Here is a 15,868-nt window from a genome sequence, read left to right as displayed (position 1 = left end):
TAGAGTTTTCGCAGGAAAAGTGGCAGTAAGACGGTAGGAGACCGTTAATCGTGATCGGTTTCCCGGATAATTGCAGTGAATATCGGATTGCCGTCGCCCTGCGAAGCAGAAATCGCGAGGTCGACATTTTTTTTGTGGCCACGGATATCCCTAATTTCTCTGGTTACGGTCAATCCCTCCCAAGCCGGCTCTTCGGTGAATGACTGGTCAAGATCCTGCCTGAGGGCATTGCCGTTGCTGAGAAAATCGAAGAAATCCATGCCGATCAGGTCGCTGCGCTGCATTGCGAAAAGGCGTTCAGCAGACCGGTTTACAATTACGATTTTGCCGTTTTTAAGAAAGGTGATGATGGCGGAACGCGCCATCTCGATCATGTTGCGATAGCGCTCGTCAGATTCTTTCCGTTGAATGCTTTTGCTGTCCAGCTCCTTGATCATGGAGTTATAGGTTATGATCAGTCTGGATATTTCATCGTCACCGTGGGCCGGGAGCTGCGTGTCGAAGGCGCCGGTCTGCGCCACTGTGGACAGGGTTGCGGAAAGCTGTGCCACCGGTTTGACGATAAACCGACTGAACAGGGCTCCGGCAAGCACCACTATCAGGAATACGATCGCCCCGCTATAAAGGAGATCGTTCTGCAGGTTCTTGCCGATTGTGACATAGAGATCAGCCATGGGTATGGAGACCGAGATCGCCCCGATCACTTCACCAACCTGGTAATTGTAAGAATAGTGGCCTTTGGGGAATCGTTTCTGTACATAGTCCGGGGCCGACTCATAGGTGCCGTGGCATTCAAGGCAGGATTGATCGGCAACCATCGGGACCAGGTAACGGAGCAGTTCCCGACCATTGACCTTGGTTACTTCAACATGCTCGGTAGCTTTGTTATTGTTGAATTTTTTCAGTATTTCAGCTTCGTAAGGGTCTGGCCTGTTTTCGGGGTTGCGGTAGCGCAACGACGTCTGACGCAGCGTGTACTTGGTCCCTTTGCTGATGGAGGCAGCGATGCGGGTTGAGGCAACCTGCGGAATAAGGTTTTGGTTGGTGCGGGGCTCGTCAGTCAAGACAGATGAAAGGTACGAACGGGTTTCAATGATCTGCCGAGCCATCATGCGCGAAGTGTCAACGGCGTCCTGGCGTATCAGGGCGTGCTGACGATAGTAGTCATCAACGGCATTGAAGGTGATCAGGGCCGCAAAGATCAGAATCAGCAGCAGATTTAGCCGGGTGCCGAGGCTCAGGTTCCGGAGCATGAGCATCTCTTGGATTCCTTCCGTATCTGTTTCAATCTGACAGCTTGAGTATACCGACGTCCGGAGAAACCGCAAGGGTACGCGCGGCTAAAGTAATGAAACGGCAGCTTGCTGGCGCTTGCTTTGGCTATATGTCGGCGCGGCGCAAAACGCCCTTTTCTTATTCCGGAGAGTGTGGTAAGGTGCATTCCTTCTGCATACAATCTGGTTAATTCGCTCATTAATTCATTGAGTTACAAGGGACAATGGCTACTGTAATCTGCATTGCCAATCAGAAGGGTGGGGTTGGAAAGACCACTACCGCTGTGAATCTCGCTGCTTCCCTTGCCGCAGCTGAGAAGCGGACACTGCTTGTGGACATCGATCCTCAGGGCAATGCGGGCAGTGGCGTCGGTATCGACAAGTCATTACTGACCGAATCGATCTACGACGTCCTGATCAATGATGTCGATCCGGCCAGCGTTATTGTGAAGACGGAATTGCCGGCTTTGCATATCCTCCCGTCTACTCCGGACCTTGCCGGCGCCGAGCTGGAACTGGTATCGTCCTCAGGGCGCGAGCACAAGCTCAAGAATGCCCTGGCTACTATGGCAGATGCTTATGATTATATGCTGATAGACTGCCCTCCGTCGCTCAATCTCCTCACGGTAAATGCCCTGACTGCCGCCGACTCCGTTCTTGTGCCGATTCAGTGCGAGTTTTACGCCATGGAAGGGCTTTCCCAGATCCTGAACACCATCAGGCTGATCCAGAAAGGTTTGAACTCCAGGCTGTCAGTTGCTGGAATTCTGCTGACCATGTTTGATGCCCGGAATAATCTTTCGCGTCAGGTGAGCGAAGAGATTCGCACGCATTTTCCCCGGGAGACTTTTGAAACGGTCATTCCTCGCAATGTACGGTTATCCGAGGCGCCGAGCCATGGAAAGCCGATAATTCTCTATGATATCACTTCCCGAGGCGCCACAAGTTATCTTGACTTGGCGCGCGAATTGATTCTGAGGGACAGGGGGGCAAATGGTTAAGAAAACCGGTCTCGGGAAAGGGATGGCAGCATTGCTGCCGGTTGCGGAAACTGAGCGCGGCACCTACTTTTCCTGCCCGATAGAAGAGATAAAGCCGCATCGGGGCCAACCTCGCAAGACTTTTTCTCCTGAGAAACTCGATGAGCTGGCGGCATCCATCAGGGAAAAGGGGATCATCCAGCCGCTGGTTGTGCGCAGGAAGTCAGATCATTACGAGCTGATCGCCGGTGAGAGACGGTGGCGGGCTGCCCAGAAGGCAGGGCTACGCGAAGTTCCGGTGGTGATTCAGGATGTTTCCGACGATGCTGCCTTGGAGATGGCGCTGATCGAGAATATCCAGCGCGAGGATCTTAACGCCGTTGAAGAGGCGGAGGCCTATCACGCATTGCAGGAGCAGTTTTCTCTTTCTCAGGAAGAGCTTGCCAAAAGGGTCGGCAAGGACCGCTCGACAGTGGCCAATGCCATCAGGCTTCTCAGGCTGCCGCTCGAAATCAAGCGGGATGTCATTGAAGAGCGCCTCTCCATGGGGCATGCCCGATGTCTGCTGTCCCTGGAAAACCATGATCAGATGAAGCAGTGCCGGGACGAAATAGTTAAAGGCGGACTCACGGTTCGCGCCGCAGAGAATCTGGTCAAACGGATAAAGTCCGGTCCCCGGCCTTCACCCGGCAAACAGCTGGACCTCTATATCTCAGACCTTACCGATCGCCTGACCCGGCAGTTGAAATCCAAGGTTGTGATCAGGCCAAGCGGTAAGGGTGGAAAAATAGAAATCAAGTACGGCAGCCAGGATGAGTTGAACCGGATTATCGAGACATTTCGGGCCTGAAGCTCACAATTTTCCCTGGTGTCCGGATGAAAAAACACGCCCGCTGGATAAAATTACTTGACACGGAAACTTCCCTATGTTAGCAATCTCTGGTTTTAAGCCAGCCAACTAAAGCAGTTTTAAGTCACTGTGAGCTGTATACAGAATACACTCTCCCAAAAGGGGTGCCGTCGTGATAGAACTTAACCTGTCGTTTGTGTTTCAGGTTATCAACTTCCTCCTCCTCCTCCTGATTCTCAACATCTTTCTGTTCAAGCCGATTCGCAAGGTGCTTGCCGATCGCGAATCCGAACTTACCGGGGCACGCGAAAAGGCCGCTGCGGTTGACAGGGATGTAGCTGAGAAGATGGCTTCCTATGAGTCGCGCCTGAAAGAGATCAAGGGCAAAGGGTTCGAGGAGCGAGAGGCATTGAAGAAAGAAGCCGTCGCTGAAGAGGCCAAGCTGCTTGACGCTGCCCGTGCCGAGGCTGGCACCACACTCGCAACGATCAAACAGAAAGTTGCAAAGGAAGCAGCAGATGCACGCGTTGCTCTCCAGGAACAGGCAAAGGTTCTGTCGCTTGAGATCTGTGAGAAGGTTCTTGGGAGGAGTCTGTAGATGCAACACTCTGTGAAAAACAACGGGAACCGTTCCCTCGTTATAGCTGTCCTGACCTGCCTGACAGTGATGGCCTTGGCTGCGCTCTGTTTCGCCTCTGGTGGCGAGGGTGGCGGGGCACATCATCCTGATACCGGTGCTCAGCTTAAGGATTTTGCCTGGAGGGTGCTGGATTTTTCTCTGCTTGCTGCCATTCTCTGGTGGGCCATTAAGAAGGCCAATGTAAAAGGTGCACTTGCTGACCGGCGCGCTGGGATCGAAAAAGCGCTCTCCGAGGCAGTAACTGCCAAACAGGCTGCCGAGGCTAAGATGGCTGAGTATGCCGACAAGCTTGCCCAGGCCAATAAGGAAATTGAAGAGATTCAGGCAGCAATGAAGCGTGATGGCGAGGCTGAGAAGGTGCGCATCATTGAAGAGGCCAAGGTTGCTGCTGCGAAAATTCGCGCCCAGGCGGCAGCTGCAGCCGAGCAGGAAGTTCTTAAGGCCCGCATGGAACTGCGCGAAGAAGCCGGAAAGCTCGCAGTACAACTTGCTGAGCAGGCTCTCAAAGAAAAAATCGAGAAAAACGACCAGGACCGTCTGGTTGGTGAATATCTTGCCAAGGTGGTAAATCTAAAGTGAGTGCAAGCGCGATAGCACGACGTTATGCCAAGGCGCTGGTTCAGTTGGGCGCCGAGTCCAACTCGGTTGAGGCATTCAATGCCGAACTAACCAGAATCAGTGATACGCTGGACTCCAACCGCAATCTGCTGGCTCTGCTCAGTAACCCTGCTTATGGGGCAGACGCAAAAAGAGAGATTCTGCGTGAAGTTGCGGCGAAACTTGCCGTCTCTCCAATGATCAGTAACTTTCTGCTGCTGCTGCTGGACAGGAACAGAATTACCTGTCTGCCGCAGATTACTGCGAGCTACGCAAAGCTTGCCGATGAACTGTCAGGTGTAGTCAGACCGATGGTTACCTCAGGCATGGCACTTTCCGATCAGCAGGTAGCAGAAATAAAGACTGCGCTTGAGCAGTCCACCGGTAAGAAGGTAGAACTCACGGTCCAGGTTGATCCGGCGCTTATCGGCGGAGTGGTGACCAAGATCGGTGACCGTGTTTTTGACGGCAGTGTAAAAACTCAGCTAAACAGGATTCAGGATATATTACAAAAAGGGTAAGAGGGTTCCATGGAAATCAGAGCCGAAGAAATCAGCGAGATAATCAGGAAGCAGATCAAGGAGTACGGCAAGGAGGTCGAGGTTGCCGAAACAGGCACCATCATCTCCATCGGTGACGGTATCGCCCGTATCCACGGCCTGGATAAGGCTATGGCCGGTGAGCTTCTGGAGTTCCCGGGCGGAGTTTCCGGTATGGCCCTCAACCTTGAGGAAGACAACGTCGGTGCCGCCATCCTCGGCGACTTCGAAGGGATCAAGGAAGGCGACCTGGTAAAGCGTACCGGCCGCATCGTTGAGGTTCCGGTTGGCGACGCCCTTATCGGTCGCGTTGTTAACGCTATCGGCCAGCCGATTGACGGTAAAGGCCCGATCAACACCGACAAGTTCAGCCAGGTCGAGATCAAGGCTCCCGGCATTGTCAGTCGTAAGTCGGTTCATCAGCCGATGGCTACCGGCCTCAAGGCTATCGACTCCATGGTTCCGATTGGGCGCGGTCAGCGCGAGCTGATCATCGGTGACCGTCAGACCGGCAAGACCGCGGTTGCGCTCGATACGATCATCAACCAGAAGGGCGGCGACGTCGTCTGTATCTATGTTGCTATCGGCCAGAAGCGTTCCACTGTTGCCCAGGTTGTTTCCAAGCTTACTGAGCACGGCGCCATGGATTACACCATCGTTGTTGCTGCTACTGCTTCCGAGTCGGCACCGCTCCAGTTCATCGCACCGTACACCGGTGTGACCATGGGCGAATACTTCCGCGACAATAAGAAGCACGCGCTCATCATTTATGATGACCTTTCCAAACAGGCCGTTGCCTACCGCCAGCTTTCGCTGCTGCTCCGTCGTCCGCCAGGGCGCGAAGCCTACCCAGGCGACGTTTTCTATCTCCACAGCCGTCTCCTCGAGCGTGCCTGTAAACTGTCCGACGAATGTGGTGCCGGGTCACTGACCGCGCTGCCGATCATCGAGACCCAGGCCGGCGACGTTTCAGCATACATTCCGACCAACGTTATTTCCATTACCGACGGTCAGATCTTCCTTGAGTCCGACCTGTTCTACTCTGGGGTACGTCCTGCGATCAACGTTGGTATCTCGGTATCGAGGGTTGGTGGTTCAGCCCAGACGAAAGCGATGAAGCAGGTTGCCGGTACGCTCCGTCTCGACCTTGCCCAGTATCGTGAGATGGCGGCATTCGCCCAGTTCGGCTCAGATCTTGATAAGGCAACCCAGGCGCAGCTTGCCCGTGGTGAGCGTCTGGTTGAGATCCTCAAGCAGGCTCAGTATCAGCCGCTTCCGTTTGAGAAGCAGGTTCTGATCATCTTTGCTGCTAACAACGGCTTCATTGATGATTATCCGGTTGGTTCGCTCAAGCGCTACGAGCAGGAGCTTAACTCCTTCTTTGACACCAGGAAGGGCGATATCCTTGCTACTATCCGCGACAAAAAAGCGATAGATGATGAATTGAAGGGCCAGCTGATTGCCGCACTGAATGAGCTGAAAAAAGAGTTCACTGCCTAAAAAGGACGGACGCCACGCATGGCAAATCTCAAGGCAATAAAAAAGCGGATAGTTTCCGTTAAAAATACCCGCCAGATCACTAAGGCGATGAAGATGGTTTCGGCGGCCAAGCTGCGCCGTGCCCAGGAAAACGTAGTTGCTGCACGACCGTATGCCAAGAAGGTGGATGAAGTCCTGCAGAGACTTGCTCGCCAGCAGGATGCCGATTGCCATCCGCTGCTTGAGGTACGGGAGCGCAAGAAAGCTCTGATTATCCTGGTTACGTCGGACCGCGGTCTCTGCGGCGGATTCAACGCCAACATTTCTAAGGCTACCGACCGGTTTGCCAAGGAAAAGAAGGCTGAATTCTCCGAGGTTTCGATCCTGTGTGTCGGCAGAAAAGGATATGAGTTCCTGAAAAGCCGCCAGCAGATCCACAAGACCTACACCGGGGTTCTGTCTGCTCCCAGCTACCAGACTGCTGCAAATATTGCTCATGAAGTCATTGATGGCTATGTGGCAGAAGAATATGATGTCGTGTATCTCATCTACAACGCTTTCCGGAGTGTCATGTCTCAGGACATAACCATTCAGCAACTGCTTCCGGTAACTCCACCGGCAGCGGCCAATGAGGCTGTTGATGAGTATGTGCCCGAATACATCTATGAACCGTCCAAAGGCGAGCTTCTTGGCGAGCTTCTTCCAAAGTATGTGGAAGTTTCCATGTTCAAATCGATGCTGGAGTCTGTGGCATCAGAGCACGGTGCCCGTATGACCGCCATGGACAGTGCATCGAAAAATGCTTCAGAAATGATCGGCAGGCTGACTCTGCAGTATAACCGTGCCCGTCAGGCAGCCATTACCACGGAGCTGATGGAGATTATCTCCGGGGCTGAATCGATAAAAGGCTAATAACCGTTCCGTTACGAAAACATATGGCCTGACCGGCCGCAGGAGGAAAGAACAACCATGAGTCAGAATTTCGGTAAAATATCGCAGGTTATCGGCGCCGTTGTCGACGTCGAGTTCGAGCCTGGCAAACTCCCCCCGATCTACCACGCCCTCCGCGTGACCAACCCGGCCATTGACGACAAGGAATGGAACCTGGTCCTTGAAGTTGCCCAGCACCTTGGCGAGAACGCCGTTCGTACCATCGCCATGGACGCCACTGACGGTCTTGTCCGCGGTCAGCAGGCGCTTGATACCGGCAAGCAGATCGTTATGCCGGTTGGCCGCAAGACTCTCGGCAGAATTCTCAACGTTGTCGGCGAGCCGGTTGATGAAATGGGTCCGATCGGCAATGAAAAAGAGTACGAAATTCACCGTCCGGCTCCTTCCTTCCAGGACCAGTCAACCAAGGTTGAGTCATTTACCACCGGCATCAAGGTTGTTGACCTGCTCGCTCCGTATGCCCGAGGCGGCAAGATCGGCCTCTTCGGCGGCGCTGGCGTCGGCAAGACCGTTCTCATTATGGAACTCATCAATAACATCGCCAAGCAGCACGGCGGTTTCTCCGTATTTGCCGGCGTTGGTGAGCGTACTCGTGAAGGTAACGACCTCTGGCACGAAATGAAGGATTCCGGCGTTATCGACAAGGCTGCCCTGGTCTACGGCCAGATGAACGAGCCGCCGGGGGCACGTGCCCGCGTTGCGCTTTCCGCTCTGTCTGTCGCCGAATATTTCCGTGATGAAGAGAACCAGGACGTTCTCCTCTTTATCGATAACATCTTCCGCTTCACCCAGGCAGGTTCCGAGGTTTCCGCGCTTCTCGGCCGTATTCCTTCTGCCGTTGGTTACCAGCCGACGCTCGCTACAGAAATGGGTGAGCTTCAGGAGCGAATTACTTCGACCAACAAAGGTTCCATCACTTCAGTACAGGCTATTTACGTTCCTGCTGACGACTTGACCGACCCGGCTCCGGCAACTGCCTTCGCCCACCTGGACGCAACCACTGTTCTTTCGCGTCAGATCGCAGAACTCGGGATCTACCCGGCAGTTGACCCGCTCGACTCCACCTCGCGTATCCTTGATCCGCAGGTTGTCGGCGAAGAGCACTACGCTGTTGCCCGTTCAGTTCAGTACGTACTGCAGAAGTACAAGGATCTCCAGGACATCATCGCCATTCTCGGTATGGACGAACTTTCCGAAGAGGACAAGCTGGTTGTTTCCCGTGCCCGTAAAATCCAGCGCTTTCTTTCTCAGCCGTTCCATGTTGCCGAGGCCTTCACCGGCACTCCAGGTGTCTATGTTGAGCTGAAAGATACCGTCAAAGGTTTCCAGGAAATCGTTGCCGGCAAGTACGACGACCTCCCTGAGCAGGCGTTTTACATGGTCGGGACCATCGAGGAAGTTATCGAAAAGGCTAAGAAGCTCAACGCTTAGTGTGTAGGGGCGCATTGCATGCGCCCAAATGAAAGGGCGGACTGACTCTACCCCTACAAGGATTGATACATGGCTGAATCATTGAAGCTTACACTGGTAACACCATATAAAAAGGTCCTCGAAGAGGATGTTGATGAGATAACCGCCACCGGTTCACTCGGTGAATTCGGCATACTCCCTGGTCACGCTCCTTTCCTGTCATCCCTGAAAATAGGTGAGTTTACCTATAAGATCGGTGGTAAGGTTGAGCATATGGCGGTCAACTGGGGTTATTTCGAGATCGAGGACGATAAGGTTACGGTCCTGGTCGAGACCGCTGAAATGGCTCAGGATATTGATGTCGAGCGGGCCAAGGCAGCTGAAAAACGGGCAGAAGAGGCCTTAAAGAAACTTACTCCAGAAGACAAGAGCTACAAAATCATGGAGGCGGCCCTTGAGCGTGCCCTGATAAGGGTTCAGGTAGCATCCAAGGCTGCCAGAAAATAACATGTTTCACATACCATATCAAAGAGCGGCCCTTGTGCCGCTCTTTTTTTTAATCCAAACAGCCGTTGAATAAGGTATAAAGAGCACATTTCTGTTATAAGGCTGGTAAGATGGTGCAACCGATTATTGCCATAACTATGGGCGACCCTACCGGGGTTGGTCCGGAGATAATTGCCAAGGCCTTGGCAGAACCAGCTGTTCAGACGGTCTGCCGGCCGTTGGTGCTGGGCGACCGGAAGGCGATGGAACGCGGCATTGCCATCGCCGGACAGTATCTGCGACTGGAAAATGTTACCGAACTGCCGCCAGAAACCCCTAAGCCAGGTGTTGTCTATCTGAGGGAGCTATCCAATCTTACTGAAGCTGATCTTGCCTATGGCAATCCTACGGCGGCGACCGGCGATGCCATGTATCGCTACATCGTAACCGCTGCTAAACTCTGCTTGAGCGGTACGGTTGCGGCAATGGCGACAGCACCGATAAGCAAGGAGGCGCTGAATCGGGGAGGGCATCACTACCCGGGTCATACTGAACTGCTGGCAGAGTTGACGGGGACTGCCGAATTTGTCATGATGCTGGCCGGTTCCCGGTTGCGTGTGGCTTTAGTGACCATTCACGAAGCGCTGGCTGAGGTGCCGAACCTTGTTACGTTTGAGAAAGTGCTTGCCACAATCAAGGTGACCGACCGCGACATGGCCAGGTATTTCAAAAAGCGCCCGAGAATTGCCGTCACGGCGCTTAATCCCCATTGCGGTGAGGCAGGACTGTTTGGCAGCGAAGATGAGCAGATCATTCGCCCGGCAGTGGCAGAGGCTTGCCGGCAGGGGGTTGATGCCGTTGGTCCGCTGTCCGCTGATACCCTTTTTTATTACGCCGCCCGCGGCGATTATGATGCCGTTGTTTGTATGTACCACGACCAGGGGCTGATTCCGCTCAAACTGCTGCATTTTGACGACGGGGTCAATGTCACCCTTGGCTTGCCGATCATTAGGACATCGGTAGATCATGGTACCGCGTATGATCTTGCGGGTACCGGCTTGGCAAATGCGGCCAGCATGGTTGCCGCAATATCCATGGCTGCAGATATGGCAAAGGTGCGAATGCGCCAGGAGATCGGTCATGAATGAGCTTGCAGTAGCAAACAATCTGGAACTGGCGCTCAAGCGGCGCGATGCCGAGCTCGCCACCATGGTTGAGATTGGTAAGACGCTTACCTCAACCCTCCAATTGGATGAGATCCTTGAAGTTATCATGGAGCAGGTGAGCAGCCTTTTGCAGCCAAAAGCGTGGTCTTTACTGCTGGTCGATGAAGAGTCTGGTGATCTGGTATTCGAGATTGCCGTGTCGCCTACGGATGTGAACCTCAAGGGGACCCGGCTGGAACGGGGCGCCGGCATTGCCGGTTGGGTTGCAGAGCATGGTGAGCCACTTCTGATCCCTGACGTCAACAAAGATTCCAGGTTTTGCGATGTCATCGATCGGGCTGCCTCATTCACCACCAGGTCGGTCATTTGCATCCCTGTCAAGAGCCGCGAGAGAACCCTTGGCGTTGTAGAGTTGGTCAACAGCCTCGTTGAGGAGAGCTTCAACGAGGCAGATCTGAAAATACTTACAACCATTGCCGATTTTGCCGCCATTGCAATCGAAAATGCGAAAATTCATGATGAAGTCAGGCTGCTGGCAGTTACCGATGAGCTGACCGGCCTGTGGAACGCCAGAAGGTTCAACGAGCTACTCGAATATGAATTTGAACGGTCGAAGCGCTATGGCGGAGAATTGTCACTGATTTTCATTGATCTTGACCATTTCAAGTCGGTCAATGATACCCACGGCCATCTGGTGGGGAGCCGTCTGCTTTCCGAGGTCGGCAGGCTTCTCGGAAGAAGCATCAGGAAGGTGGATAGCGCTGCCCGTTTTGGCGGCGACGAATTTGTCCTGATGTTTCCCAATACCTCCAAGGAGTGGGGGCGAGTGCTGGCTGAGCGATTGTGCCGGATTTTGCGTGAAACAGAGTTCAGGGGAGATAATGGCGCTTTGCTCAATGTTACTGGCAGCTTCGGGGTGGCAGCCTACCCCGATGATGCTGACAGCTCCAGAGAGTTGTTGGGCATGGCCGACAAAGCAATGTACCAGGTTAAAGAGACATCCCGCAATGCTGTTGGCTTAGCTGTTGGCAAGCCTTGTAAATGAATTGTTGCAGAGGAGCACGTTGTTGAAAAAGTTTGCTTTCTGGTGCCTCGGAGCACTGCTCGTTTATTTTACCTATATCGGGGTCTCACTGGCATTGCTGCCGCCGGTCTCAGACCTCAAAAACCGCAAGGCCAATATTACCATCCAGGTCAAGGATTGGCAGGGTGAGTATCACCCGCTGGTCGTCGGTCCGAAAAACCGCAATTGGGCTCCGTCCGGAAGCATCCCGGCAGAAATGAAGTGGGCGGTTATTCTGGCGGAAGACTCCAATTTTTACAAGCATGAAGGGGTTGACGTAAAGGCGATCAAGAATGCCATCAAGCACGATCTTGAAAAAAAAGCCCTTGCCCGTGGTGCTTCGACCATAACGCAGCAGACAGCCAAGAACCTTTATCTGTCACGAGAGAAAACCGTAACGAGAAAACTGAAAGAGGTGTACCTTGCGTTGCGCATGGAGCAGGAGCTGACCAAGGGGCGGATCGTCGAGCTGTACCTGAACGTCGTGGAGCTTGGGCCTATGGTTTACGGCATTGGCCATGGTTCCAGGTATTATTTCGGCAAGCCACCGTCGGCCATGACCCCGAGAGAGTGTGCTTTTCTGGCGGCAATGCTTCCCGGGCCGAGGGTTGCATACAACCCTTACAAGAATCTCGACAAAGTGTTGAAACGCTCTGATATGATTCTTGGGTTGCTTCGAAAAAAAGGAGTACTATCAGAGGATGAGTACCGGCAGGCCTTGGCTGAACTCCCCAATGTCGGTCGGTTGCAACGTAAGGTGGATGAAAATATTCAGAAGCCTGTGATACTTGAGAATATGAGTAGTGCCCGCAAGTCTGAGCCTGTGCCCGCTGAATCCGGGGGAATTGGGGGCGATCCTGCGAAACCGGACACTGTTGCACCCGCGGCAAATCAAGGCACTCCAGAAAAAAGTGAAGCTAAGGAGTGACCGTAGTAGTTAAAAACAACGTTTTTTCAGAGGGGGCACATGCCCCCTCTTTTTTTATCGATTGCGCGTTAGTCCTGGCAGTGAGCAAACATCCCGCTAACAGGCCGTAAAATAATAGCTTCGACTCAGCACTCCTGGCAGATGATGCAAAAAAAGTTTACTCCCCTCAAGAAACCGGCAAGATTACCGAAATATTGTTCTAGAGTTAATTTTTTTTGTAAATCTGATTGTCTATAGCAGGAGGTTTGCATGAAAACCAGGCTTATCTATAAAATACTAGCGATCATAGGTTTGACTCTTTGTGTCGGGTTTGCTGCAATGGGGTTAAGTGCTTTGTGGCTGCAGTTTGATTCAACAATGAAACTGCAGATCGCCAATAGCAAGACCTTGGCTGGGGTTATTATCAGAGATATCGATGAATTCCTGCTGAAGGGCGATACCAAAGAGGTTGATCGCTATGTGGAGCAGGTCAAGGAGAAAAAATTTGCCGAAGATCTTCTGCTGTACAACAAGGATGGCAAAGCAAAGGGCGCAAGCGCCGCGCGGTTCCAGAAAATTGCCGAGGAGACCCTGCGATCGGGCAAGGAGAGCGAATCACGCGAAACTATTGACGGCAAGCGATTGCTGAACCTTGTGATCCCGTTGAAAAACGAAGAGCGCTGCAAGGGATGCCATCCCGGAGACCCGGCGAACCTGGGTGTTCTCGTCCTGTCTACTTCGTTGGATAAGGGGTATCAAAGTGCAATTAAGCTATCCGGTGTGCTGACCGTTGCCGGCGCGATTGCCTTTGTGTCGATGTTAACGGGCCTCTATTTCTTTTTCCGCCGGACCATTGTCAGGGATATCATCGGCTACTCGGAAAATGTCAGGGAACTGGCCCAGGGGGAGGGCGATCTTACCTGCGAGGTAAGGGTGAGGAGCGAAGATGAAGTCGGTCACCTGGCTCAGGATATTAATCAGCTGACCTCCAAGCTGCGAGAGATCATCGGGGGGCTATACATTGAGGCTGGCAAGGTAGCTGTAAAGGTCTGCCAGTTGTCGCAGACTACTGCCAAGTCGGTGGGTTCCGCCGCTACCCAGAAAGATGAGTCGATGACGGTTGCAGTGGCAGCCGAAGAGATGGCAGCCACCCTGAATGGCGTTGCCGCAAATACCCATCAGGCTGCCAATCTGGCCGGAGAGGTCAATCAGGCCGCCTTGGAGGGGATGTCGTCGGTAGAGGAAAGCTGGCGCTGTATGGAAGGGATAAAGGCCAGCGTGGAACACACCTTGGAAAGCGTAAAAAGATTGGCAGACTCCTCGGCAACCATCGGCGAGATCGTAAGCCTGATCGAGGAGATCGCTGACCAGACCAATCTGCTGGCCCTTAATGCCGCAATCGAAGCGGCCAGGGCTGGAGAGCACGGGCGTGGTTTTGCCGTTGTTGCTGATGAGGTAAAGAACCTTTCGTCAAAGACTGCTGCGTCCACCAAAGAAATTGCCCGGATCATTGCCGTAATTCAGGAGGAAGGGAAGGCGGCGTCTGTTTCCATGGAATCGGAGCAGGTTCAGGTTATTGAGGGAGTTGCGACGGCAGAGAAGGCTAAAGAAGCGCTGGAACGGATTTCTCGGCTTACTGGCGAATGCACGGACATGATTGGCCAGATTGCCACTGCTACCGAAGAACAGAGCGCCACGACCAACGAGATTACCCACAAAATCCAGCGGATCTCCACGGTGGCACAGGAGGTCAATGACCTGATGACGGTCAATGACGACAGCCTTCATGAATTGGCGGGTGTTGTCGAGAAGATCTATGCGACAGTAGGGCGCTTCAGGGTGGGTAACTACCATGATGCCATGAAAGGATATGCCTGCGAACTTCGCGATCGGGTGGAGTCAACCTTGCAGAAATGTCTGTCAGAAGGGAAGATCAGTACCGAGGCGTTGTTTTCCAGGCAGTACCGGGAGGTTCCCAATAGCTCTCCGAAGAAATTCACAACACAATTTGACAGCCTGTTTGACCAGTTGATATCGTCAATTCAGGAAGATGTGTTGGGCAAGAATTCCGACATGGTGTTCGCGATCTGCGTTGATGACAACGGTTACTGTCCTTGTCACAATCTGAAATTCTCCAAACCTCTTACCGGCGACCCGGCGATTGATATGGCCAACAACCGGACCAAGCGCATCTTTGCTGACAAGACCGGCCTGAAGGCTGCGAAAAATACCGACACCTTTCTTCTTCAGACATATATGCGTGATACCGGTGAAATCATGAATGACTTGTCCACGCCGATCAGGATTGCCGGCAGACATTGGGGTGGGATAAGGATTGGCTACAAGGTAACGGATATCTGAGGGCTTTAACTGACATTGTTGTGTTGGAACAGAAAAGCCGGGATTTACCCGGCTTTTCTGCTATTTTGTGGGTTAAACCCGGAACCGTTCGATCTCAGGTTCGGAAAAGGTGTTGGTTATGGCAAGGAATTCTTCCTCCTCGCCACGCTCTATCTTGACGGCGCATGGTGCGCCACTTTCCGCCCTGGTGTAACGGAGCACTATTTTCCCGGCAGTGTCCAGGATCTCGGGGGTAACCTCTCCCATGACCACGCCTAACGGACTCCCCCCTTCGATCCAGCGGACAGTTGCCTCGCCTGGTAGCATTTGGGTGGTAAGAGCGGTATTCTCGGCGTCATTGCGACCGACCAGAAGCTTGGTTCTCGCACCCAGCCGAAAATGACGACCAAGTTTCAACAAGCGGAAATCGCGCATTTGCAATTCATCGGAGTGGTCAAAGATGTCTCGCACCTTTGGGGCAAATGAGACTTCAGTAAGCATGCAGCCACCGGCCGGACATGGGTAGTTTGTCACATCCAGCTCTTCAGCCAGCTCCATCTGCTCCTTGCGTCCCCGTCCCTGTATTGCCAGGAGCTTGTCACGATCCACCCACCCCTCGGTTTCAGCAATAGTCACTTTGAAGTGCTTTGCTGATAACGGCCTGAGCAGCAACCCTTCCAGCCCGCTCTCCTGCTCGATAATCCTCAGTGTGTCCCGTCTCTGGCTCATTGGCCGCTGGCCGAGAACTTCTCCGGTTATGACAAAATCGGCTCCTGATTCAACCATATATTCCTTTGCCTTACGCAACAGGAAGATCCGGCAGTCAATGCAAGGGTTGATCGCCTTGCCGTAGCCATGTTTCGGGTTGCGGACAACCTCAAGGTATTCGAGCCCCTTGTTCATGACCTTGATCGGGATACCGAACTCTTCGGCCACCCGGACAGCTTCGGATTTGCAACCGGCATTCTTGCTGGTGCAGGTGCAGAATGGGGAAGTGAAGTTGAGGGCCTCTACCTCTATCCCCTGTTCAAGCATAACCTTGACCGCAAGAGTGGAGTCGAGTCCCCCGGAAAGGAGGGCAAGCGCTTTTCTTTTCATGGTGTCTCCTGGGGCGACATGACAGGTGGCGGGGAAGGTAATGTCTGTCACGCAAGCCCGATAAAATAACCCGTTCAGATCGAACTGA

At 53.2% G+C, this 15,868-nt stretch carries 15 protein-coding genes; 13 read left to right on the top strand and 2 right to left on the bottom strand.

Going from position 1 to position 15,868, the window contains the following annotated elements:
• Positions 1-44: 44 nt before the first annotated feature.
• Positions 45-1,253 carry a Tll0287-like domain-containing protein gene (locus KI809_RS11225; RefSeq protein WP_214171653.1) on the bottom strand — a complete coding sequence of 403 codons (1,209 nt, stop codon included), beginning with the start codon at positions 1,251-1,253 and terminating at the stop codon, positions 45-47.
• A 245-nt stretch (positions 1,254-1,498) separates the two neighbouring features.
• Between KI809_RS11225 and KI809_RS11220 the strand changes: the two genes are divergently transcribed.
• The 13 genes from KI809_RS11220 to KI809_RS11160 all read left to right on the top strand — a co-directional run bounded on the left by KI809_RS11220 (position 1,499) and on the right by KI809_RS11160 (position 14,703).
• Positions 1,499-2,275 carry a ParA family protein gene (locus tag KI809_RS11220; protein ID WP_214171652.1) on the top strand — a complete coding sequence of 259 codons (777 nt, stop codon included), beginning with the start codon at positions 1,499-1,501 and terminating at the stop codon, positions 2,273-2,275.
• Positions 2,268-3,104 carry a ParB/RepB/Spo0J family partition protein gene (locus KI809_RS11215; RefSeq protein ID WP_214171651.1) on the top strand — a complete coding sequence of 279 codons (837 nt, stop codon included), beginning with the start codon at positions 2,268-2,270 and terminating at the stop codon, positions 3,102-3,104. The genes KI809_RS11220 and KI809_RS11215 overlap by 8 nt, the downstream gene beginning before the upstream one ends.
• A gap of 172 nt (positions 3,105-3,276) precedes the next feature.
• Positions 3,277-3,702 carry a F0F1 ATP synthase subunit B family protein gene (locus KI809_RS11210; RefSeq protein WP_214171650.1) on the top strand — a complete coding sequence of 142 codons (426 nt, stop codon included), beginning with the start codon at positions 3,277-3,279 and terminating at the stop codon, positions 3,700-3,702.
• Complete coding sequence (locus KI809_RS11205) at positions 3,703-4,323, top strand: F0F1 ATP synthase subunit B (protein WP_214171649.1); 621 nt, start codon at positions 3,703-3,705, stop codon at positions 4,321-4,323. It abuts the gene before it with no gap.
• On the top strand, positions 4,320-4,862 hold the full coding sequence (locus tag KI809_RS11200) for a F0F1 ATP synthase subunit delta (RefSeq protein WP_214171648.1): 543 nt from the start codon (positions 4,320-4,322) through the stop codon (positions 4,860-4,862). The genes KI809_RS11205 and KI809_RS11200 overlap by 4 nt, the downstream gene beginning before the upstream one ends.
• 9 nt (positions 4,863-4,871) lie before the next feature.
• On the top strand, positions 4,872-6,380 hold the full coding sequence (atpA, locus tag KI809_RS11195) for a F0F1 ATP synthase subunit alpha (protein WP_214171647.1): 1,509 nt from the start codon (positions 4,872-4,874) through the stop codon (positions 6,378-6,380).
• A gap of 18 nt (positions 6,381-6,398) precedes the next feature.
• On the top strand, positions 6,399-7,271 hold the full coding sequence (gene atpG, locus KI809_RS11190) for an ATP synthase F1 subunit gamma (protein WP_214171646.1): 873 nt from the start codon (positions 6,399-6,401) through the stop codon (positions 7,269-7,271).
• A gap of 57 nt (positions 7,272-7,328) precedes the next feature.
• Entirely contained in the window at positions 7,329-8,741 is a 1,413-nt protein-coding gene (gene atpD / locus KI809_RS11185) for a F0F1 ATP synthase subunit beta (RefSeq protein ID WP_214171645.1), read from the top strand.
• Between the two features lie 69 nt (positions 8,742-8,810).
• Positions 8,811-9,227 carry a F0F1 ATP synthase subunit epsilon gene (locus KI809_RS11180; RefSeq protein WP_214171644.1) on the top strand — a complete coding sequence of 139 codons (417 nt, stop codon included), beginning with the start codon at positions 8,811-8,813 and terminating at the stop codon, positions 9,225-9,227.
• A gap of 110 nt (positions 9,228-9,337) precedes the next feature.
• A complete protein-coding gene (pdxA, locus tag KI809_RS11175) occupies positions 9,338-10,354 on the top strand; it encodes a 4-hydroxythreonine-4-phosphate dehydrogenase PdxA (protein ID WP_214171643.1) in 1,017 nt (338 codons plus the stop codon).
• The gene (locus KI809_RS11170; RefSeq protein ID WP_214171642.1) at positions 10,347-11,417 is read left to right on the top strand and encodes a GGDEF domain-containing protein; all 1,071 of its coding nucleotides are present in this window, start codon (positions 10,347-10,349) and stop codon (positions 11,415-11,417) included. The genes pdxA and KI809_RS11170 overlap by 8 nt, the downstream gene beginning before the upstream one ends.
• Before the next feature lie 22 nt (positions 11,418-11,439).
• Entirely contained in the window at positions 11,440-12,363 is a 924-nt protein-coding gene (locus KI809_RS11165; RefSeq protein ID WP_214171641.1) for a transglycosylase domain-containing protein, read from the top strand.
• Between the two features lie 249 nt (positions 12,364-12,612).
• On the top strand, positions 12,613-14,703 hold the full coding sequence (locus tag KI809_RS11160; RefSeq protein WP_214171640.1) for a methyl-accepting chemotaxis protein: 2,091 nt from the start codon (positions 12,613-12,615) through the stop codon (positions 14,701-14,703).
• A gap of 72 nt (positions 14,704-14,775) precedes the next feature.
• Here KI809_RS11160 and KI809_RS11155 read toward each other — a convergent pair whose 3' ends face one another.
• Positions 14,776-15,780, bottom strand: a complete 1,005-nt coding sequence (locus KI809_RS11155) for a hypothetical protein (protein ID WP_214171639.1) — start codon at positions 15,778-15,780, stop codon at positions 14,776-14,778.
• Positions 15,781-15,868: the final 88 nt, after the last annotated feature.

The organism is Geoanaerobacter pelophilus (genome assembly GCF_018476885.1).
Taxonomy (GTDB): Bacteria; Desulfobacterota; Desulfuromonadia; order Geobacterales; family DSM-12255; genus Geoanaerobacter; species Geoanaerobacter pelophilus.
Note: the sequence above shows the minus strand (reverse complement) of the source record. Positions and strands in the feature narration are given on the sequence as shown.